Here is a 19478-nt window from a genome sequence, read left to right as displayed (position 1 = left end):
ATGTTATATCCATAAATTCCTAAAATAGGGTTTGATGCAATTCAATCCTATTTTTTCGTTTTAGACTATTCGATAAAAAGAGAAATACTACCTTTGCAAAAAATAATTTTATGTCAAATATATATTTAGGCTACCATTTTACGGTTGAACCAAAAGAGTTAGGTTCCGAAATTCTTGTTGCCGAACTGGGTGAACTTCCTTTCGAAAGCTTTATCGATAGTGATTTAGGTATTGTAGCCTATATTCAAAAAGACCTTTGGAATGAGAATATCCTTGACGATTTGTTCATTCTTAAATCGCCTGAATTTACCATTTCCTACAAAGTGGAAGAAATCGACCAAGTCAACTGGAACGAAGAATGGGAAAAGAATTTCGAACCCATCGATGTGGATGGAAAATGCCATGTTCGCGCTCCTTTTCACCCAAAAACAGATGCCGAATTTGACATTATCATCGAACCCAAAATGAGTTTCGGAACCGGTCACCACGAAACGACACATATGATGATTCAGCATTTATTAGAAATCGATGTTAATGGAATGAAAACTCTTGATATGGGTTGCGGAACCGCAATTCTAGCGATTTTAGCCGAAATGAAAGGCGCTCAACCTATTGATGCTGTAGACATTGACAACTGGTGCTATTTGAATTCTATCGAAAATGCCGAACGAAATAATTGTCATCATATCACAGTTTATGAAGGAGATGCTGCGGTATTGAAAGAAAAAAAATACGATTTAATAATTGCCAATATTAACCGAAATATTTTGTTGAACGATATGCAATCTTATATAGATTGCTTGAATCCAAAGGGAACCTTATTATTGAGCGGTTTTTATACCGAAGACATTCCGTTTATTGATGCTTCTTGCACAGAAAAAGGATTAACCTATGTAAAAAAATTCAAAAGAAACAATTGGGTATCCTTAAAATATGTAAATTAGTATTCGAAAAATTGACAAATGGAAATCGACAGAAAAAATCATTGGGAAACAGTTTATGAAACCAAACAGCCCTGTGAAGTAAGTTGGACGCAAGAAAACCCAAAAACTTCACTTGATTTTATAAGGAAAACCCATTTAGACAAAACAGCAAAAATCATAGACATTGGTGGTGGCGACAGCAAACTTGTCGATTTTTTACTAAAAGATGGATATGAGAATATTACGATTTTGGATATTTCGGCCAATGCATTAGATAGAGCAAAAAAAAGATTGGGTATAAATACTGAAAAAGTAAATTGGATTGTTTCGGATATTACTGAATTCAAGCCAGAAACTAAGTATGACATTTGGCATGACCGAGCCACATTTCATTTTTTGACAACATCGGGGCAAATAAAAAAATATGCTGAAATTACTAAAAAATGGGTAACTAATTTTATAATAATTGGTACCTTTTCAGAAAACGGCCCAAAAAAATGTAGTGGACTAGACATCAAACAATACTCTGAAAAAGAAATAGAAAATCAATTTTCAGACAATTTTAAAAAACTAAAATGTATCACTGAAGATCATATAACCCCCTTTGAAACCAAGCAAAATTTTACATTTTGTGTGTTTGAAAAAATCAAGTAAAACAACACTATTTTTATTTATAACCTACAAATTATTTAAAAATGAGTACCAAAGTAAAAGTTAGAGAACGAGTTAGCCTCAAAGAGTCAAGAACAATAAACAACGAAATTATAGTGTATAATGACGATGTAAACACTTTTGAACATGTTATCGAAACCCTAATCAGAGTTTGCAATCACACTCCCGAACAAGCCGAACAATGCTCAATAATTGTGCATTACAGAGGGAAATGTACTGTAAAAACAGATATTTTAGAAAAACTGAAACCACAATGCAGTCAATTATTAGATGCTGGCTTGAGTGCTGAGATAGTGTGAAATTTCAAGTTATTGTATAAAAAAAGCAGAATTTACTTTTAGAAAATCCTGCTTTTTTTAATTTAAAATTATAATCCAATTTCGGCTCCCTCTCCATTGGAGAGGGTTGGGGTGAGGATTTAATGCGGCAATTTATTCTTCATCAATCCGTATAAAAAAGTTCCGAAAAGTGCTCCAAAAAGCACCAAAATAATGGGTAAAAATCCAGCTCCAAGTAATATAAATATCGGCCCAGGGCAAGAACCTACTAAAGCCCAACCCAATCCAAAAAATATTCCGCCAACCCAAAACCGAGTGGAACCAGCTTCTTTAGTAATAATTTCTATGGGCAAACCTTTGATGTCTTTGATGTTTCTTCTTTTTATAATTTGAATTCCAATAACTCCAGTCACAACAGCAACCATAATGATTCCGTACATGTGAAATGATTGAAATAGAAACATTTCATAAATTCGATACCAAGAAACCGCTTCGGATTTGGTTAAAACAATCCCAAAAACAAAACCAACAACGATGTATTTTAATGCTTTCATAACTAAAAAATTAAAGGTAAAATAAAATGCGCCATAATCAATCCTCCAATAAAAAATCCAATTACCGCTTTTAAAGAAGGAATTTGCAAACTACTCAAACCATAAATAGCGTGTCCCGAAGTACATCCGCTGGCATAACGCGTTCCAAAACCAATCAAAACACCACCGAAGATCAAAATCAAAATCTTTTTGGGAGACTGAAAAATATCGTTTGCAAACAGTGTATTGGGTAATAATTTTCCGTTGGGCGCATCTATGCCTAGTTGTGTCAATTGTGCAATTGTTTTGGGATTAATATCCACATTAGAAGCATCGCTCATAAAATGAACCGCCACAAATCCGCCCAACATCGCCCCTAAAACCACCAATAAATTCCAACGCTGCGCTTTCCAATCAAAATTGAAAAAACTAACTTTTTTACCCAATCCCGTCATCGAACACAAAGTGCTCAAATTAGAAGACATTCCGAAAGACTTTCCAAAATAAATGAGGCTAAGCATCACAATTCCTATCAAAAATCCTGAAACATACCAAGGCCATGTTTGAAATAAAATATCCATAATATTATTTTTATTGTGCTAAAATAATAATTCTAATTTTATAAGGGGAATAATTAAGGTATAATTGTTGTTTATGGAAGCAATACCTGTTAAATTTGCTACTAAATTAGATTACGTTATTTCGTAGTTTAATCCTTAAAATTCGAATATTGTAATTATGAAAAAAACTGCTCTTCTTATCGCCTTAATAATTAGCATTACATCATGTACTAGCACAAAATCTACCATAAAAAATATTGATAATGATGCTCCAAATCTTCAGCTTGTTGAAAATAACACCTTTTATATTTCAGAATTTAGTAAGGACAGAAAATATGGGTATGACAAGGATTATCCCATCAATATATTTTTTGAAAGTACTCGAAACGAAACCATCAATCAGCAACGCTTTTTGAATGCTTTGGCCGGACCAAAAGGCGAAAAAATAACCTATACCAAACTAGAAAGTTGCTGTCCATTTCCCACAAAAAGAAGTGCAATGGGAGCAGGGTTATTGGATGTCTATGAACTAAAATGGGAAGGGCAAAAATCGCTTGTAATTTTATATTTAAATATTTACGAAAAAGGAGTTTTGATGGTGCCTTTTGGATTAAGATTAAAAAATAAATAATTCAAAACCGTAAATCCTAACTATCTTTGTCCTCAGAAAAAATTCACTATGAACATACACAACATTCCACAAATAAAACATACTGATAGCGGCAACTTCTTTTTATTGGCAGGACCTTGCGCTATCGAAGGCGAAGAAATGGCAATGCGAATTGCCGAAAAATTAGTTGGTATTACCAATAAATTGGAGATTCCTTTCGTCTTTAAAGGTTCCTTCAAAAAAGCCAATCGCTCCAGAATTGACAGTTTCTCAGGAATTGGCGATGAAAAAGCATTGCAAATTCTTCGAAAAGTTTCCGAAACTTTTGGAGTTCCCACCGTTACCGATATTCACACCAACGAAGATGCAGTAATGGCTGCCGAATATGTTGATGTGTTGCAAATTCCCGCTTTCTTAGTTCGTCAAACCGATTTAGTCGTTGCTGCCGCCAATACTGGAAAAGTAGTCAACCTGAAAAAAGGACAATTTATGAGTCCCGAAAGCATGAAACATGCCGTTCAAAAAGTATTGGATTGCAACAATCAAAACGTAATGGTAACGGATCGCGGAACGATGTTTGGCTACCAAGATATGATTGTTGATTTTCGTGGAATTCCAACAATGCAAAGCTACGCAACAACAGTTCTTGACGTTACTCATTCCTTACAACAACCCAACCAAACCATTGGCATAACTGGCGGAAGACCCGATATGATTGAAACCATTGCCAAAGCCGGAATCGCTGTAGGTGTAGATGGAATTTTCATAGAAACTCATTTTGACCCTGCAAATGCTAAAAGTGACGGTGCCAATATGCTACATTTAGACTATTTTGAAGCCTTAATGACCAAGCTAGTCGCCATCAGAAAAACCATAAATCAATTTTAATAACCCTATTTTGAAAACAAATTTGTTCAACTCCGCCCTATTAATTCTTTTCATTTCTCTCAGCACTTTTGCTCAAAATGACACTATTATAAAAGAAAGATATACAGCTCACAACAAAGGAAAATTCACCATTTCTTGGGGCGGAAATAGAGACAAATACTCACAATCCGACATTCGTTTTATGGGTGATAATTACAATTTCGTTGTTCAAAATGCCGATGCGCACGACAAACCAAAAGGTTGGCACATAGATTACATAACACCTGGCAGAGCGACGATACCTCAAACCAATTTCAAACTGGGTTATTTTTTCACCGACAAATACAGCCTGTCTATTGGAGTTGATCATATGAAATATGTAATGACCCAAAACCAAACGGCAAATATCACCGGAATTATTGACGGAAACCCACCTTTTAACGGAGGTTATGCCAATACTCCAACGGTGCTAACCGAAGAATTTATAATGTTTGAACACACCGATGGTTTAAATTATGTTTATACTGAAATTGCCCGACAAGATGATATTTCGAAATGGTTTGGCATAAAAAACACCGATAAATTTCAAGTAAACATCAACGGAGGTTTTGGCGTTGGAGTTTTGTATCCAAAAACCAATACGACCCTTATGGGCAAAGAAAGATACGATGAGTTTCACGTATCAGGATATGGAACATCGGTTAGGGCAGGAATTAACTTGACCATTTTCAAGTATTTCACTATCGAAGGAGCCTTAAAAGGGGGCTACATTAATATGCCCGACATTCGCACCACGGCAAGCACTTCAGACAGTGCCTCACAAGAGTTTTTCTTTGGAGAAACAATTATTGCTTTTGGGGGAATTTTCAAAATCTAATTTCTACACATAATTTTATAAAAAAATCTCCCAAAAGGAGATTTTTTTTATTTATACAAGCTTAAAGCTTCTTGGATTACATCGACTAAAATCTCGTTGTTGATACTTTCTAAACTAGTATAACGCAGCGATTTTACTGTATTTCGTTTTTCGCCAACTAAGTATTCTTGGTTTCGTTTTAATTGAAAACCTCTGGCAAAACCCGCATCAACGAACCCTTTTTTTAGATTAGAAATTAAATAGCAAAACATCCTCTTTTTATAATAAAAATAAGGCATTCCCCATTTGAACAACAACTCTAGTTCAGGGATTTCTCTTTTGAAAACAGGAATCAATTGCTGTAGTATCGATTGGTAGTTTTCGGGCTGTCTAAAGATATATTCGTCTGTAAATCTCATTTTGTAAAAATAATTAAAAAACTACTGATTTTTTTCTTTAGTAGAATAAACAAACGTTGTTTTAATGAAGCAAATTCAGCTTAATTTGGGTTGATTGAAGCGAACCAGCAAGTCTCAACGCGCGCCCTTTACTAAACTTTAATTATTTTGTACCTAATTCATTAAATAGTTTTATTTGCAAGCGATTTCAAGGTTGCAATAGCAATTATAATCGCAGAACACATCTAAAAATTTCAAAAGTATTATCCTAATCTGGAAACACAAACTCATTCATCGTGAAATCCAAAACATCTGATTTAACGGCAGTTCGAATGATTTCGTCTATACCTTTTTCAAGCAATAATGGTGTGGTGTATTTTCGGCTCGTGGCAACTACGGCTTCGTCAAGCATCATCTTGAAAAAATATTTTCCATTGGCCGCTCTGGCTTTCACGTAAGTGTATTTTTCGATATTAGTCTTTATGGCTTCAATACTTTCTTCACATTCCATCTTGAGTTCCATCGAAGGACTCGTGAAAATAGTTTTCCCTTTTCGGGACGTGAATACAAATTTATAACGATCATCAAATCGTTTGCTGATAACGAATGTTCCCATAGTGTAATGCGGATTGTAAATGGAGTTAAAAAAGAGTAAAATAGCCTCTCTACTTTGGGAAATTGTGGAATAAATTGGAATTTATGCCGTCACAATTTCGCTTTTAAATGGTCTTTCACTTCATCGAACCATTCGTTGCGAAGAATACTCAAAATAATACTGTCTCGTCGCAGTTCACTTCCCAAGGTTGGCATATGATTTCTAAGAACGCCTTCGATTTTGCAACCGATGCTTTTCATTGCGGAAATGCTGCGTTGATTGTTGTTGTCGGCACGAAATTCCACACGCTCCATTCCAAGGGTTTCGAAGGCAAATTGTAAGAGCAAAAATTTACAATGTTTGTTTAATCCCGTTCCTCTAAAATCTTTGCCATACCAAGTATAACCCAATTGCAGAGTTTTGAATGGCAATTGAATATCATAAAACCGAGTGCTTCCAGCATATTTTCCTGATTTTCTGTCGTAAACGATAAAAGTGATTTCGGTTTTGTTTTCTTTTGCTTTTAGAGCAATTTGAATGTAATTTTCTAAGTTTTCCTTTCCGTTGGCACGAACCAAAGAATATTCCCAAGTTTCAGGTTCGTTGATAGAGATTTCCAATAAGTTTTCTACATCAGATTCCTGTAACGGACGAAGCAAAACAAAGTCGTCTTCGAGGATTATATTTTGCGGAAAGTTATGAGTTGTTGGCATAGGATATATATTGAATTAGCCACTGATGACACAGATGAAACGGATGAAACGGATTTACACGGGATTTTTTTTTGGATTGTAATGACGGAAATCTATTCGTTAAACTCGTCGTAACGCACTGGAATTTGAGGGTCGTACAACGGACATTTGAATTCTTCCAAAGTATCGGCGAGCAAATTCATGGTCTTCCCTTCAGTTCCGTAGCAATCAATTTGGATACTTTGTGGCGTTGTTTTAACGTGAAAAGCACCATTTCCGTTGGTGTTTTTCCAACTACTTTCATCTACTTTTTCCCAGCTTGAAAAGACCGAATGAATACGATTCAGGATTACTTGAACAGGAAGCGTTTCAAGACCTTCGACTTCTTGTTGTTCGACCAAGGCTTCGTAAACCAAATGATGGTTGAGATAAATTCCGTCTTGATATTGCCAAAAAAGTAGTTCGTACATTGAGGAAAAGTTTAAGGATTTAAAAGTTTAAAATTGTTTAAAGGTTTAAAATTGTTTAACGATCAAAAAACAAACAGTTTTAAACAATTTTAAACAGCCTTAAACAATTTCAAACCCTTCTAATATTCGAAAGTACCGTATTCGCTGGTAATTGTCAGTTTCTTTGTATCGGCAGCTTCTACTCTACCCACAATTTGAGCATTGACATTGAACGATTTTGAAATCGCAATAATATCCTGAGCTACGGCTTCGGGAACGTAAATTTCCATACGATGTCCGCAGTTGAATACTTGGTACATTTCTTTCCAATCGGTTTTGGATTGCTCTTGAATGAGTTTGAACAAGGGTGGAACCGGGAATAAATTGTCTTTTATGATATGTAGTTTTTGAACGAAATGTAAAATCTTGGTTTGTGCTCCTCCGCTACAATGCACCATTCCGTGAATTTCATTGGACGAATATTTATCCAAAATTTTCTTGATAATTGGGGCATAGGTTCTAGTTGGCGAAAGCACTAATTGTCCCGCATCTATTGGTGAATTTTCGACTGCATCAGTCAATTTCATCTGACCTGAATAAATCAATTCTTCAGGAACTGCAGCATCGTAACTTTCTGGATATTTGGTAGCCAAATATTTTCCAAAAACATCGTGACGCGCTGATGTCAATCCGTTGCTTCCCATTCCGCCATTGTAACTTTTTTCGTAAGTGGCTTGACCGAAAGATTCCAATCCTACAATAACGTCACCCGCTTTTATGTTGGCATTATCAATTACTTTAGAACGTTTCATTCTAGCAGTAACGGTTGAATCTACGATGATAGTTCGAACAATATCGCCTACATCGGCCGTTTCTCCACCAGTTGAATGAATGGTCACACCAAAAGAATCTAGTTCTTTGATTAATTCTTCGGTTCCGTTGATGATGGCCGAAATTACTTCGGCAGTAATTAGGTTTTTGTTTCTTCCAATAGTGGAAGAAAGCAAAATATTGTCGGTGGCTCCTACGCACAATAAGTCGTCGATATTCATTATCAAAGCGTCTTGCGCGATACCTTTCCAAACAGAAATATCACCCGTTTCTTTCCAATACATATATGCCAATGACGATTTGGTTCCTGCGCCATCTGCGTGCATTATAAGACAATAATCTTCATCATTGGTCAAATAATCTGGGACAATTTTGCAAAAAGCCTGTGGAAATAATCCTTTATCGATGTTTTTTATGGCGTTGTGCACATCTTCTTTAGATGCTGAAACTCCTCTTTGTGCATAACGTTTGCTAGAATCTGAACTCATTGTATAGGTGTGTAGTTGTGGCGCAAAGATAAATCTTTTTTTTGGGTTTTGCCTATTGGTTTTTTAACTGAACTTTCACTTTTAAAAGTCAGCCACAGATTCACAGATTTTTTAAAATTTTATTAATTAACAAAAAATGCCTCTTCAAAACAGAAGAGGCATTATTATATAACAGAATTGCATTCTTATTTGGTAAGCAACAATTCTCTGTATTTGGTCAATGTCCAAGTTTCGTCATCTACCAACAACTCCAGTTTATCACAATGATTTCTGATTTCTTCGAAATATGGTTTCACTTTATTGCAATAGGCTTCTGCCATTTCTTGTGCACTTTCTAAATGATTGGCTTTCTTTCTTTCGTTGGTCATCGCTTCTACTTTAGAATTGATTCCTTCGATGTGTCCAGAAACTTCACGGATAAGAATAATTTGCTCTTTGGCCAGTGTTTTGAACTCGTCTCCAAAAATTTCTTTCAAACCTTTTACATTTTCGATTAAAGTATTTTGATACCGAATCGCTGTTGGGATAACGTGATTGATAGAAAGGTCTCCTAAAACTCTGCCTTCGATTTGAATTTTCTTGGTGTATTCCTCCAATTCAATTTCATAACGCGCTTCCATTTCTATATGATTCAAGATTCCCATTTCTGAAAATAAATCCAAAGCTTGTTTAGAAACTCTAGCTTTCAAGGCCTCTGGAGTGGTTTTGAAATTACTCAAACCTCTTTTGGCAGCTTCTTTTTCCCATGCATCGCTATAACCATCTCCTTCGAAAAGGATTTTTTTAGAAACTTTGATGTATTCTCTCAAAACATTAAAAATGGCTTCGTCTTTTTTCAACCCTTTGTTTTCAATCAAGGCATCGACTTCAATTTTGAAATCCTTCAATTGTTTGGCAACGATAGTATTCAAAGTCGTCATTGCATTTGAACAGTTTGCCGAAGAACCTACTGCTCTGAACTCGAATTTATTTCCGGTAAAAGCAAATGGCGAAGTTCTATTTCTGTCGGTATTATCCAAAATTACTTCTGGGATTTTTCCAACTACATTCAGCTTTAAATCGGTTTTTTCTTCAGGTGATAATTTACCGTCGGTTACACCTTCTAATTCCGCTAATACTTTGGTCAATTGTTCACCAATAAAGACTGAAATAATAGCTGGTGGCGCTTCATTAGCACCTAATCTATGATCGTTACTGGCGGTTGCAATGGCAGCTCGCAACAACGTTTCATAATCATTTACCGCTTTGATGGTATTGATAAAGAAAGCTAAAAACTGCAAATTGCTCATCGGTGTTTTACTAGGACCCAATAAGTTAACGCCGGTATCTGTAGCTAATGACCAGTTGTTGTGTTTCCCTGAACCGTTAACCCCTTTGAATGGTTTTTCGTGTAATAAAACTTTCAAATGATGACGTTCACCCACTTTTTGCATTACATCCATCAACAAACAATTGTGATCGACAGCAAGGTTCGTTTCTTCAAAAATAGGAGCCAACTCAAATTGATTGGGAGCCACTTCGTTATGACGCGTTTTCACTGGAATTCCGAGCAACATACATTCTTGCTCTAAATCTCGCATATAAGTCAAAGCACGAGTTGGAATCGACCCAAAATAATGATCGTCTAATTGCTGCCCTTTGGCAGAGGTGTGACCTAACAAAGTTCTTCCCGTCATTAAAATATCGGGACGAGAATTAGCTAATGCACTGTCGACCAAGAAATATTCTTGCTCCCACCCAAGTGTTGCTGTCACTTTTTTGACATTTTTGTCAAAATATTTACAAATATCTGTAGCGGCTTCATCAATGGCGGACAAAGCTCTCAATAAAGGAATTTTATTGTCTAAGGCTTCTCCTGTATAAGAGATAAAAACCGTGGGAATACATAAAGTTGTACCATAAATAAACGCTGGCGAAGTGGGATCCCAAGCGGTATATCCTCTTGCTTCGAAGGTGTTTCTAATGCCCCCATTCGGAAAACTAGAAGCATCGGGTTCTTGTTGAACCAATTGGCCTCCACCAAATCTTTCTACGGGATCGCTCCCATCATACAAAGTTTCGAAGAAAGCATCATGCTTTTCGGCAGTGCTCCCGGTTAGTGGTTGAAACCAGTGCGTATAATGAGTTACACCTTTAGATAAAGCCCATTCTTTCATACCCATAGCAATATAATCGGCAAATTTTCGGTCTATTTTAGTTCCGTTCTGTACCGCACCTTGTACCGCTTTTAAAGCATCCGAAGTCAAAAATTGCTTCATTGCTTTTTCATTAAAAACATTCGAACCAAAAATAATTGATTTCCTGTCAGTCTCCTCAAAATGGACTGGTTTTCTGCTAGAAGCTTCATTTAAAGCTTGAAAACGTAATGTTGCCATAATTTTGATAATTTTTAACAAAGGTAATTATTAATTTTAGCATATAAAAAATTTTAATTTTACAATATTACCCATATAATAATAGGGTATTCATAAAAATAACAGTATGCAAATTAATTTGCACCCCATTGTTTTATACTAATAATACTTTTAATTTATATTTGCATAATAATTAAACAACACTTAATTAATTTATATTGTTATGGCAAAAATTAAACTAGAATACCTTTGGTTAGACGGTTACGAACCAACTCAAAATCTTAGAAGTAAAACCAAAGTAGAAGAGCATGAAAATTTTCAAGGAACATTAGAAGAAATAGGAAACTGGTCTTTTGACGGATCATCAACTAGACAAGCAGAAGGTGGTTCATCTGACTGTATGTTAGTTCCTGTTGCAATTTACCCAGATCCAACTCGTATCAACGGATATTTAGTAATGACAGAAGTTATGAATGCTGATGGAACTCCACACGAATCAAACGGAAGAGCTACCATTGATGATGATGGAGATTTCTGGTTCGGTTTCGAACAAGAATATTTCATTATGGACACTAAAACTTTATTGCCTCTTGGTTTCCCTGTAGGAGGTTACCCTGCTCCACAAGGAATGTACTACTGTTCAGTAGGAGGAAAAAACACTCACGGAAGAAAATTAGTTGAAGAGCATGCGGACATTTGTATTGCTGCTGGTATCAACTTCGAAGGAATAAATCAAGAAGTGGCTTGTGGACAATGGGAATTCCAATTGTTTGCAAAAGGAGCTAAAAAAGCAGGAGACGAAATTTGGGTTGCTAGATACATATTAGATCGTTTGACTGAAAAATACGGTTATTATATTGAATACCACCCAAAACCACTTGGAGATACTGACTGGAATGGTTCAGGAATGCACGCAAACTTCTCTAATGAAATTCTAAGAACTTGTGGAGACAAAGAAGTTTATGCTAAAATTTGTGAAGCTTTCCGTCCTGTAACTGCTGAACACATTGCTGTTTATGGAGCTTACAACGACCAACGTTTGACTGGTAAACACGAAACGGCTTCTATCCACGATTTCTCATGGGGAGTTTCTGATAGAGGATGTTCAATCCGTATTCCATTGATCGCTGTTCAAAAAGGATACAAAGGATGGCTAGAAGATAGAAGACCAGCATCTAATGGTGATCCATACAAAATTGCTGCAAGAATTATCAAAACTGTGAAATCAGTTTTGTAAATCTCAATCCAATATAACTCAAAAGTGCTTTCAGATATGAAGGCACTTTTTTTATGGTGTAAAATAATAATTTTCCTCTTTATATCAATGCCAAAAGGTATCTTTGCATAATCAACAATACAAATTACTTAAAATATGACTGTTTGGATATTATTCATCGCTGCTATCTTGCTTTTCCTTGCTCTAGATTTAGGTGTTTTCAATAAAACACCCCATGTCATTAGTTCTAAAGAAGCCGGCAAATGGACTGCAATATTTGTAACTATATCTTTTCTGTTTTCAGGAGTGATTTATTGGCTGTACACCAATAGCTACATTGCAAACCCGGACCAATTAAAACCAACAACCGCTGCAATAAAATACCTCACTGGTTATTTAATAGAATTATCGCTTAGTGTCGATAATATATTTGTGATTGCTATTATTTTTTCTTCCTTTAAAATACCTCAAAAAAACCAACATAGAGTATTATTTTGGGGAATATTAGGGGCTATTATCTTTAGAGGTTTAATGATTTATTTTGGAGTTTTACTAATCAATAAATTCAGTTGGACTACTTACATATTTGGCGCATTCTTGATTTTTACTGCAGCAAAAATGTTGTATACAAAAGAAGAAGATGATTTTCAACCTAAAGATTCAATAATTTATAAGTTACTCGGAAAAATAATTCCAATTACCAAAACTTTCGAAAAGGAACATTTTTTTATAAAAATAGCGGGTAAAACTTTTGCAACACCATTATTTGTAGCGCTAATTGTTATTGAGGTTATGGATGTAATTTTTGCACTTGATAGTGTGCCAGCAATTCTAGCGATTACTTCAGATCCATTTTTAGTATTTAGTTCCAATATTTTTGCCATTCTAGGTTTGCGTTCTATGTATTTCTTCTTGGCCAATATGCTCGAAAAATTCAGCTATTTAGAATACAGTTTGATTGCAATTTTGACCTTTGTTGGTCTAAAAATGTTGCTTCATGATTTTTATGAATTGCCGGAATGGGTTTCCTTAGTTTTCATTGCACTTTCACTCCTCATAGGAATTGTTGTTTCATTGAAAATGAGTGAAAAAACTTCTTCTAAATAACTCATAGAAAAAAGGAAATCTCTCGATTTCCTTTTTTCTATTTATGCCTAATTGGATTAAAAATTAATCTTTTGAATTTGATTTTCTTTGATATTTAAAGCATTCATAACTGCTGGATAACTATTTTTATCTACTCCCTGAACTAGGTTAGCAGGAACAATTACAATTCTAAAAGTTTGATTATTTATATACTGTGGAGTTAACGCTAAATTATAAGTCCCGCCCGCATATATAGTATAATCCTCTTTACTAAAATCAAAATCATAATCAAGCTCTCCTTGTGCAAGAAATAGTGTTCTAGGGATTAGTTGCCAAATTGGAGTATTCGAATCGATAGTTCCTGACAATCGGTAAATCAAAACAACATCCGAGGAATAAATTGCTGGGGTAAACTTACCATAAATAAAATAACCTTCATCTGGACTATCATTTGGATCGTTATAAAAATTTTTTGCTTTAATTTCAAAAGCTTCTGCTATTGTATCATTATCCACATAATTTGAATCTGTTGTAGTTGTACAACTTTGGAAACTAAAAATTCCAATAACGGCAAAAAGTGTAATTATTTTTTTCATGATTTCTTATTTATTAATGGGTTCGAATTGGCTATTCCAAAAATCAAACCAAAATAAATTTTTTTACTGAAATTAGTAATAATAAATTGATTTATATTTGTTAATACAAAATAAACCTAGTGAAAATGCGCTGTGAGCATTGCAAAATATTTTTAAAATTTTTTGTCTAACAAAAAACAAACAGCAACTTATGAAAGACAATCCTAAATTATATATGATACTATTGGGCTGCACGCCCGAAGGCAGATATACAGAACAACACGATATTTTTTTTGGAATTGGACAAAACTTAAAAGATTTGATTCCTCAAATGAATGCTTTTTGGTCTGAAGCCAAAGGTCGAATTCACATTGATGCTTGGCGAGAAGTGACTATGGTTGATAATTTTTCGATTGAAATTGTAGCAAAAAAAGCAATTGAAAATTCTGTTTCAGACAATTTATTTTTCATCAATCTTGGTGGGTACAAAGAAAACGAATTTGAAGAATACCATTATAAAATGCTCACCATTGCCGAAAATTTAAGTGCTGCTTCCAAAAATGCTAAAACAACAACGTTCTACAAACACTGCGGTTTCAAGGGTGCCACCTCACACATAGATGACAAATACGGAATTGATGTAGATGATATTTATAATGTTGCCGATATTTTGGACGCCAGTTATAAAGAAAAATATTCTTTGAAAATCACGAAAGTAACTCCCTTTTTTGAAGAAGATACTTTACACATTGGCTATTTGAAATTGGACAAAATCTAGATTTAACAAAATCAAGGAGAATAGACCTTTTGAAGTCCAATTTGTATTCTAAAAAAAGCAATATGAAATGACGTAGTTTAATATAAGTACTTCTAACTCCCCTATTGAGAGGCGCTGGGGGTTTGTTTTATATGGCTTTGTTATTCAATATTTTAATTAAACACTTCATTCGCAACGCAGACGAAGCCCCACTCAAACAAAAACGGCAATAGTAAAACTAATATTTTCTTACATATTTCTTCGATACTGTCCGCCAACTTCAAACAAAGCAACCGTAATTTGCCCCAAAGAACAAACCTTGGTGGCTTCCATTAAATGCTCGAATAAGTTTTCATTTTTGATGGCAGCTTCCTGCAAGGTATTCAAATGCTCTTTTACTTTCTCGGGATTGGATTGATGCAGATGAGCCAACATTGCAATTTGGTATTTTTTTTCTTCTTCAGTGGCACGAATCACTTCGGCAGGAATAATAGTTGGAGAACCTTTAGAACTCAAGAACGTATTCACACCAATAATTGGGAATTCACCAGTGTGTTTCAAGGTTTCATAATACAAACTTTCTTCTTGAATTTTACTTCTTTGGTACATCGTTTCCATAGCGCCTAAAACGCCACCACGTTCTGTAATTCGGTCGAATTCTAGTAAAACCGCTTCTTCTACTAAGTCGGTTAATTCTTCGATAATGAAAGAGCCCTGAATTGGGTTTTCGTTTTTGGTCAATCCCAATTCTTTATTAATAATCAACTGAATGGCCATCGCTCGACGCACACTTTCTTCGGTTGGTGTGGTAATCGCTTCGTCATAAGCATTGGTATGCAAGGAATTACAATTGTCATAAATGGCATACAAAGCCTGCAAAGTCGTTCGAATATCATTAAAATCAATTTCTTGTGCGTGAAGCGAACGACCCGAAGTTTGAATGTGGTATTTCAACATTTGCGCTCGTTCATCGGCACCATATTTATTTTTCATTGCTTTCGCCCAAATTTTTCGAGCCACTCGACCGATTACCGCATATTCCGGATCAATTCCGTTCGAGAAAAAGAACGATAAGTTTGGACCGAAATCATTGATTTTCATTCCACGACTCAAATAATATTCTACATAAGTAAAACCATTCGAAAGAGTGAAAGCCAACTGCGAAATCGGATTGGCTCCAGCTTCGGCAATATGATACCCCGAAATAGAAACCGAATAAAAGTTTTGCACCTTTTTCATAATGAAATACTCCTGAACATCTCCCATCAATCTTAGTGCAAATTCGGTCGAAAAAATACAAGTATTTTGAGCTTGGTCTTCTTTGAGAATATCCGCTTGAACCGTTCCGCGAACTTTAGAAAGTGTTTTGGCTTTTAACTCATTATAAATTTCCAAAGGTAAAACTTCGTCTCCGGTCACACCCAAAAGCAGCAATCCTAATCCATTATTTCCATTTGGCAAATTACCTTGATATTTTGGTCGTTCCGTTCCTTTTTTGGTATAAATAGCTTTTATTTTTTCTTCAATTTCTTTTTCCAGATGATTGGCTTTGATGTAAATTTCGCAGCGTTGATCAATAGCAGCATTCATAAAAAAGCCCAACATCATAGGAGCTGGCCCATTAATGGTCATACTCACCGAAGTCATCGCATCGACCAAATCGAAACCGGAATATAATTTTTTGGCATCATCCAAACAACAAATAGAAACTCCGGCATTTCCAATTTTTCCGTAAATATCAGGGCGAATATGTGGATCATTTCCGTATAAAGTCACGCTGTCAAAAGCGGTTGAAAGTCGTTTTGCAGGTAAACCAGCACTTACATAATGAAAACGTTTGTTGGTTCGTTCCGGTCCTCCTTCTCCTGCAAACATTCGCGACGGATCTTCTCCCTCTCTTTTAAAAGGATACAATCCGGCCGTGAAAGGAAATTCGCCTGGAACGTTTTCCTGTAAATTCCAACGTAAAATATCGCCCCAAGCTTGATATCTTGGCATAGCAATTTTTGGAATCTGAGAATGCGAAAGCGATTCGGTATGAGTTTCTATTTTAATTTCTTTATTTCGGACTTTAAAAGTGTAAAAGGGCTCTTTGTATTGCTGTACTTTCTCGTTCCAAGTCAAGATTATTTCCCAATTGTAGGGATCCAAATCCATTTTTACACGATCAAATTCGGCTAAAAGCAGTTTTAAAAAAGGATGAGATTCTTCCTTCGTCAGAATGACAAAAGAATCGTCAATTCCTGCTTTTGCTACAGAAACCTCATTATTAGAAACTGATTCAATCGTTTTAAAAATACCATATAATTTTTGGGCAACTTCTACTTGAGTCAATGCCGTGGCATCATATTTTCGATTATTCTCAGCGATTTCAGATAAATAACGCGTTCGGTGCGGCGGAATCACGAATATTTTTTCGCTCATTTCATGCGAAATTTCAAAAGTCGACTTCAAATCAGAATTGGTTTTTTCGTGAATTTTATCCATAACCGCTTTGTACAACGTATTCATTCCCGGATCGTTGAACTGCGATGCGATTGTTCCGAAAATGGGTAATTTATCTAAATCCGTATCCCAAAGATTGTGGTTGCGCTGGTATTGTTTTTTTACATCACGCAAAGCATCGAGTGAACCGCGTTTATCGAATTTATTGATCGCTACCAAATCAGCAAAATCAAGCATATCAATTTTTTCCAATTGGGTTGCTGCGCCAAATTCGGGGGTCATTACATAAAGAGAAACATCGGAATGCTCCGTAATTTCAGTATCCGATTGACCTATTCCAGAAGTTTCAAGAATAATCAGGTCGTATTTCGCCGCTTTGATTACTTGAATCGCTTCGGAAACGTATTTAGACAAAGCCAAATTAGACTGCCGTGTGGCCAAAGAACGCATATAAACTCTGGGATTATTGATAGCATTCATCCGAATTCTATCCCCTAGCAATGCGCCACCCGTTTTCCTTTTAGAGGGATCCACCGAAATTATTCCAATAGTTTTGGTTGGAAAATCAATAAGAAAACGTCGTACCAATTCATCAACCAAAGAGGATTTTCCTGCGCCACCAGTTCCTGTAATTCCGAGAACAGGCGTTTTGCAATCGGTATTTATTTTATGTATTTTATCTAATGTAGATGCGGCAATTTCAGGAAAATTCTCAGCCGAAGATATAATGCGGGCAATTGCCTTTGGATTTTTCTCTACCAAATGATTGATTTCGTCACTCAATACATCTCCAATAGCAAAATCGGATTGTTGTACCAAATCGTTAATCATGCCTTGCAAACCCATCGCTCGACCATCGTCTGGCGAATAAATTCTGGTAATTCCGTATGCTTGCAAATCGGCAATTTCTGAGGGAAGAATGACACCACCTCCACCGCCAAAAATTTTAATATGTGAAGCGCCTTTTTCGCAAAGCAAATCACGCATATATTTAAAATATTCATTGTGACCGCCTTGGTACGAAGTCATGGCAATAGCGTTGGCATCTTCCTGAATAGCCGTATTCACGACTTCTTCAACACTACGGTCATGGCCTAAATGAATGACCTCAACACCTGTGGATTGAATAATTCTTCGCATTATGTTGATAGCAGCGTCGTGACCATCAAAAAGTGATGCGGCTGTGACTATTCGAACTTTATGAACAGGAATATAGGGTTTAGCGATTTCCATTTTTTGTGAATATGATAATTTTAATACTGCAATTTACAATTATTTTTAAGAATCAACAGGCATCCGATTTATTTATTAGAAAAAAGAAAACAATTTTAATAGTATTCATTTAGCATTTTATGTTCCTCAATAAAATTATGGTATTGTTATTGAAAGTAGTATTTTTGACCCGAGTGTGCTATCGAATTCACTGGGCTAACACATAAAACATTTAAAATGAAAAATATAATTCTGTTATTATTGGTGTTTTCCCTTTCTAGTTGTGCCGAAATGCAACAAGTTATGAACCAACTTCCGCAAACGCAAGGGTATGGTATAGATATTTCGGGTGGATTGAAAGAAGCTTTGAACAACGGCATCTCAAAACAAGTAACAAAATTAACTGCTACGGACGGATTTTACAAAAATGAAGCTGTTAAAATACTACTGCCAGACGAATTGAAAAAAGTAGATTCCAGTTTGAGGAAAATGGGGCTGGGTTCCTTGGCCGATGAAGGAATAAAAGCGCTCAACCGTGCAGCCGAAGATGCCGTAAAGGAAGCGACACCAATATTTGTCAACGCTGTAGTGAATATGTCTTTTTATGACGCCAAAACTATTTTGATGGGAAATGAAAATTCAGCGACCATATATTTACAAAACAGCACTTCTACCGCTTTATACGGAAAATTCAATCCTGTAATTAAAAGTTCGTTCACTAAAGTCGGTGCTGATAAGGTTTGGACCAATATCATCAATAAATACAATATGATTCCATTTGTAAAAAAAGTAAATCCAGATTTGACTGATTATGTCACTAATCAGGCGATGGACGGTGTGTTTAAAATGATTGCGGTCGAAGAAAAAAATATTAGAACCAATTTGAATGCAAGAACTTCCGTTTTACTACAAAAGGTTTTTGCAATGCAAGACAAAAAACAAATGAACTAACTCAGGGCAGAGCACCAGAGGTATTAGCAAAATAATAGCCACAGATTCACAGATTTTAAAAAATCTTTTTTAATCTGTGACTCGAGCAATAGCGAAAAGGCGAAGCAATCTGTGACAAAAAAAATCGAAG

Annotated in this window: 20 protein-coding genes; 10 read left to right on the top strand and 10 right to left on the bottom strand. The window is 35.6% G+C overall.

Annotated features, from left to right (window positions below; all coding sequences use genetic code 11):
- Positions 1 to 110: 110 nt before the first annotated feature.
- From prmA to FNW17_RS10175, 3 genes are read left to right on the top strand one after another with little or no spacing between them, the layout of a single operon-like run.
- Positions 111 to 944: a 50S ribosomal protein L11 methyltransferase gene (gene prmA, locus FNW17_RS10185; RefSeq protein ID WP_143390595.1), complete on the top strand. Its 834-nt coding sequence runs from the start codon at positions 111 to 113 to the stop codon at positions 942 to 944.
- Positions 945 to 962: 18 nt separating this feature from the next.
- Positions 963 to 1577 (top strand): class I SAM-dependent methyltransferase, encoded by a 615-nt coding sequence (locus FNW17_RS10180; RefSeq protein WP_144071578.1) that lies wholly within the window; start codon positions 963 to 965, stop codon positions 1575 to 1577.
- 41 nt (positions 1578 to 1618) lie between these two features.
- Positions 1619 to 1894 carry an ATP-dependent Clp protease adaptor ClpS gene (locus tag FNW17_RS10175; RefSeq protein WP_126563143.1) on the top strand — a complete coding sequence of 92 codons (276 nt, stop codon included), beginning with the start codon at positions 1619 to 1621 and terminating at the stop codon, positions 1892 to 1894.
- Positions 1895 to 2013: 119 nt separating this feature from the next.
- Here the strand turns inward: FNW17_RS10175 and FNW17_RS10170 are convergent, their stop codons facing one another.
- Both FNW17_RS10170 and FNW17_RS10165 read right to left on the bottom strand, forming a co-directional pair.
- Positions 2014 to 2427: a DUF6691 family protein gene (locus tag FNW17_RS10170; protein WP_144071577.1), complete on the bottom strand. Its 414-nt coding sequence runs from the start codon at positions 2425 to 2427 to the stop codon at positions 2014 to 2016.
- A 2-nt stretch (positions 2428 to 2429) separates the two neighbouring features.
- A complete protein-coding gene (locus FNW17_RS10165) occupies positions 2430 to 2987 on the bottom strand; it encodes a YeeE/YedE family protein (RefSeq protein WP_144071576.1) in 558 nt (185 codons plus the stop codon).
- 157 nt (positions 2988 to 3144) lie between these two features.
- Here FNW17_RS10165 and FNW17_RS10160 point away from each other — a divergent pair, with 157 nt between their 5' ends.
- Genes FNW17_RS10160 through FNW17_RS10150 form a run of 3 tightly spaced genes read left to right on the top strand, consistent with a single transcriptional unit; the run spans position 3145 to position 5320 of the window.
- Positions 3145 to 3597, top strand: a complete 453-nt coding sequence (locus FNW17_RS10160; protein ID WP_144071575.1) for a 2-dehydro-3-deoxyphosphooctonate aldolase — start codon at positions 3145 to 3147, stop codon at positions 3595 to 3597.
- A gap of 48 nt (positions 3598 to 3645) precedes the next feature.
- Complete coding sequence (gene kdsA, locus FNW17_RS10155; RefSeq protein WP_143390599.1) at positions 3646 to 4464, top strand: 3-deoxy-8-phosphooctulonate synthase; 819 nt, start codon at positions 3646 to 3648, stop codon at positions 4462 to 4464.
- A gap of 10 nt (positions 4465 to 4474) precedes the next feature.
- Positions 4475 to 5320 carry a hypothetical protein gene (locus FNW17_RS10150; protein WP_394344370.1) on the top strand — a complete coding sequence of 282 codons (846 nt, stop codon included), beginning with the start codon at positions 4475 to 4477 and terminating at the stop codon, positions 5318 to 5320.
- A 47-nt stretch (positions 5321 to 5367) separates the two neighbouring features.
- Here FNW17_RS10150 and FNW17_RS10145 read toward each other — a convergent pair whose 3' ends face one another.
- The 6 genes from FNW17_RS10145 to FNW17_RS10120 form a co-directional block, all read right to left on the bottom strand.
- Positions 5368 to 5718, bottom strand: a complete 351-nt coding sequence (locus FNW17_RS10145) for a DUF1801 domain-containing protein (RefSeq protein WP_144071574.1) — start codon at positions 5716 to 5718, stop codon at positions 5368 to 5370.
- 247 nt (positions 5719 to 5965) lie between these two features.
- Positions 5966 to 6313, bottom strand: coding sequence for a DUF1508 domain-containing protein (locus FNW17_RS10140; protein ID WP_144071573.1), 348 nt, complete (start codon positions 6311 to 6313; stop codon positions 5966 to 5968).
- Positions 6314 to 6402: 89 nt separating this feature from the next.
- Positions 6403 to 7005, bottom strand: a complete 603-nt coding sequence (locus FNW17_RS10135; RefSeq protein ID WP_144071572.1) for a GNAT family N-acetyltransferase — start codon at positions 7003 to 7005, stop codon at positions 6403 to 6405.
- A gap of 92 nt (positions 7006 to 7097) precedes the next feature.
- Positions 7098 to 7454, bottom strand: coding sequence for a hypothetical protein (locus tag FNW17_RS10130; RefSeq protein ID WP_144071571.1), 357 nt, complete (start codon positions 7452 to 7454; stop codon positions 7098 to 7100).
- A 119-nt stretch (positions 7455 to 7573) separates the two neighbouring features.
- The gene (locus tag FNW17_RS10125) at positions 7574 to 8752 is read right to left on the bottom strand and encodes an AIR synthase related protein (RefSeq protein ID WP_144071570.1); all 1179 of its coding nucleotides are present in this window, start codon (positions 8750 to 8752) and stop codon (positions 7574 to 7576) included.
- 185 nt (positions 8753 to 8937) lie between these two features.
- Positions 8938 to 11127: a glutamine synthetase III family protein gene (locus FNW17_RS10120; protein ID WP_143391645.1), complete on the bottom strand. Its 2190-nt coding sequence runs from the start codon at positions 11125 to 11127 to the stop codon at positions 8938 to 8940.
- Between the two features lie 202 nt (positions 11128 to 11329).
- Between FNW17_RS10120 and FNW17_RS10115 the strand changes: the two genes are divergently transcribed.
- Positions 11330 to 12343, top strand: coding sequence for a glutamine synthetase beta-grasp domain-containing protein (locus FNW17_RS10115; protein ID WP_143391646.1), 1014 nt, complete (start codon positions 11330 to 11332; stop codon positions 12341 to 12343).
- Positions 12344 to 12478: 135 nt separating this feature from the next.
- Positions 12479 to 13429 carry a TerC family protein gene (locus tag FNW17_RS10110; protein WP_144071569.1) on the top strand — a complete coding sequence of 317 codons (951 nt, stop codon included), beginning with the start codon at positions 12479 to 12481 and terminating at the stop codon, positions 13427 to 13429.
- A gap of 56 nt (positions 13430 to 13485) precedes the next feature.
- Here the strand turns inward: FNW17_RS10110 and FNW17_RS10105 are convergent, their stop codons facing one another.
- The gene (locus FNW17_RS10105) at positions 13486 to 14004 is read right to left on the bottom strand and encodes a hypothetical protein (protein WP_144071568.1); all 519 of its coding nucleotides are present in this window, start codon (positions 14002 to 14004) and stop codon (positions 13486 to 13488) included.
- A 190-nt stretch (positions 14005 to 14194) separates the two neighbouring features.
- On the opposite strand from FNW17_RS10105, the gene FNW17_RS10100 reads away from it, so the two are divergent.
- Positions 14195 to 14761 (top strand): DUF1543 domain-containing protein, encoded by a 567-nt coding sequence (locus tag FNW17_RS10100; protein WP_143391649.1) that lies wholly within the window; start codon positions 14195 to 14197, stop codon positions 14759 to 14761.
- A 228-nt stretch (positions 14762 to 14989) separates the two neighbouring features.
- On the opposite strand, the gene FNW17_RS10095 is transcribed toward FNW17_RS10100, so the two are convergent.
- Positions 14990 to 18418: a methylmalonyl-CoA mutase family protein gene (locus FNW17_RS10095; protein WP_144071567.1), complete on the bottom strand. Its 3429-nt coding sequence runs from the start codon at positions 18416 to 18418 to the stop codon at positions 14990 to 14992.
- Between the two features lie 216 nt (positions 18419 to 18634).
- Here FNW17_RS10095 and FNW17_RS10090 point away from each other — a divergent pair, with 216 nt between their 5' ends.
- Complete coding sequence (locus tag FNW17_RS10090) at positions 18635 to 19348, top strand: DUF4197 domain-containing protein (protein ID WP_144071566.1); 714 nt, start codon at positions 18635 to 18637, stop codon at positions 19346 to 19348.
- Positions 19349 to 19478 lie beyond the last annotated feature (130 nt).

Origin of the sequence: Flavobacterium franklandianum (assembly GCF_007097365.1) — a bacterium.
GTDB lineage: Bacteria > Bacteroidota > Bacteroidia > Flavobacteriales > Flavobacteriaceae > Flavobacterium > Flavobacterium franklandianum.
Note: the sequence above shows the minus strand (reverse complement) of the source record. Positions and strands in the feature narration are given on the sequence as shown.

What these genes read in the sequence shown, in the direction of transcription:
- prmA (WP_143390595.1), top strand. Translation starts at nt 111, where the DNA reads ATGTCAAATATATATTTAGGCTACCATTTTACGGTTGAACCAAAAGAG.
- FNW17_RS10180 (WP_144071578.1), top strand. Translation starts at nt 963, where the DNA reads ATGGAAATCGACAGAAAAAATCATTGGGAAACAGTTTATGAAACCAAA.
- FNW17_RS10175 (WP_126563143.1), top strand. Translation starts at nt 1,619, where the DNA reads ATGAGTACCAAAGTAAAAGTTAGAGAACGAGTTAGCCTCAAAGAGTCA.
- FNW17_RS10170 (WP_144071577.1), bottom strand. Translation starts at nt 2,427, where the DNA reads ATGAAAGCATTAAAATACATCGTTGTTGGTTTTGTTTTTGGGATTGTT.
- FNW17_RS10165 (WP_144071576.1), bottom strand. Translation starts at nt 2,987, where the DNA reads ATGGATATTTTATTTCAAACATGGCCTTGGTATGTTTCAGGATTTTTG.
- FNW17_RS10160 (WP_144071575.1), top strand. Translation starts at nt 3,145, where the DNA reads ATGAAAAAAACTGCTCTTCTTATCGCCTTAATAATTAGCATTACATCA.
- kdsA (WP_143390599.1), top strand. Translation starts at nt 3,646, where the DNA reads ATGAACATACACAACATTCCACAAATAAAACATACTGATAGCGGCAAC.
- FNW17_RS10145 (WP_144071574.1), bottom strand. Translation starts at nt 5,718, where the DNA reads ATGAGATTTACAGACGAATATATCTTTAGACAGCCCGAAAACTACCAA.
- FNW17_RS10140 (WP_144071573.1), bottom strand. Translation starts at nt 6,313, where the DNA reads ATGGGAACATTCGTTATCAGCAAACGATTTGATGATCGTTATAAATTT.
- FNW17_RS10135 (WP_144071572.1), bottom strand. Translation starts at nt 7,005, where the DNA reads ATGCCAACAACTCATAACTTTCCGCAAAATATAATCCTCGAAGACGAC.
- FNW17_RS10130 (WP_144071571.1), bottom strand. Translation starts at nt 7,454, where the DNA reads ATGTACGAACTACTTTTTTGGCAATATCAAGACGGAATTTATCTCAAC.
- FNW17_RS10125 (WP_144071570.1), bottom strand. Translation starts at nt 8,752, where the DNA reads ATGAGTTCAGATTCTAGCAAACGTTATGCACAAAGAGGAGTTTCAGCA.
- FNW17_RS10120 (WP_143391645.1), bottom strand. Translation starts at nt 11,127, where the DNA reads ATGGCAACATTACGTTTTCAAGCTTTAAATGAAGCTTCTAGCAGAAAA.
- FNW17_RS10115 (WP_143391646.1), top strand. Translation starts at nt 11,330, where the DNA reads ATGGCAAAAATTAAACTAGAATACCTTTGGTTAGACGGTTACGAACCA.
- FNW17_RS10110 (WP_144071569.1), top strand. Translation starts at nt 12,479, where the DNA reads ATGACTGTTTGGATATTATTCATCGCTGCTATCTTGCTTTTCCTTGCT.
- FNW17_RS10105 (WP_144071568.1), bottom strand. Translation starts at nt 14,004, where the DNA reads ATGAAAAAAATAATTACACTTTTTGCCGTTATTGGAATTTTTAGTTTC.
- FNW17_RS10100 (WP_143391649.1), top strand. Translation starts at nt 14,195, where the DNA reads ATGAAAGACAATCCTAAATTATATATGATACTATTGGGCTGCACGCCC.
- FNW17_RS10095 (WP_144071567.1), bottom strand. Translation starts at nt 18,418, where the DNA reads ATGGAAATCGCTAAACCCTATATTCCTGTTCATAAAGTTCGAATAGTC.
- FNW17_RS10090 (WP_144071566.1), top strand. Translation starts at nt 18,635, where the DNA reads ATGAAAAATATAATTCTGTTATTATTGGTGTTTTCCCTTTCTAGTTGT.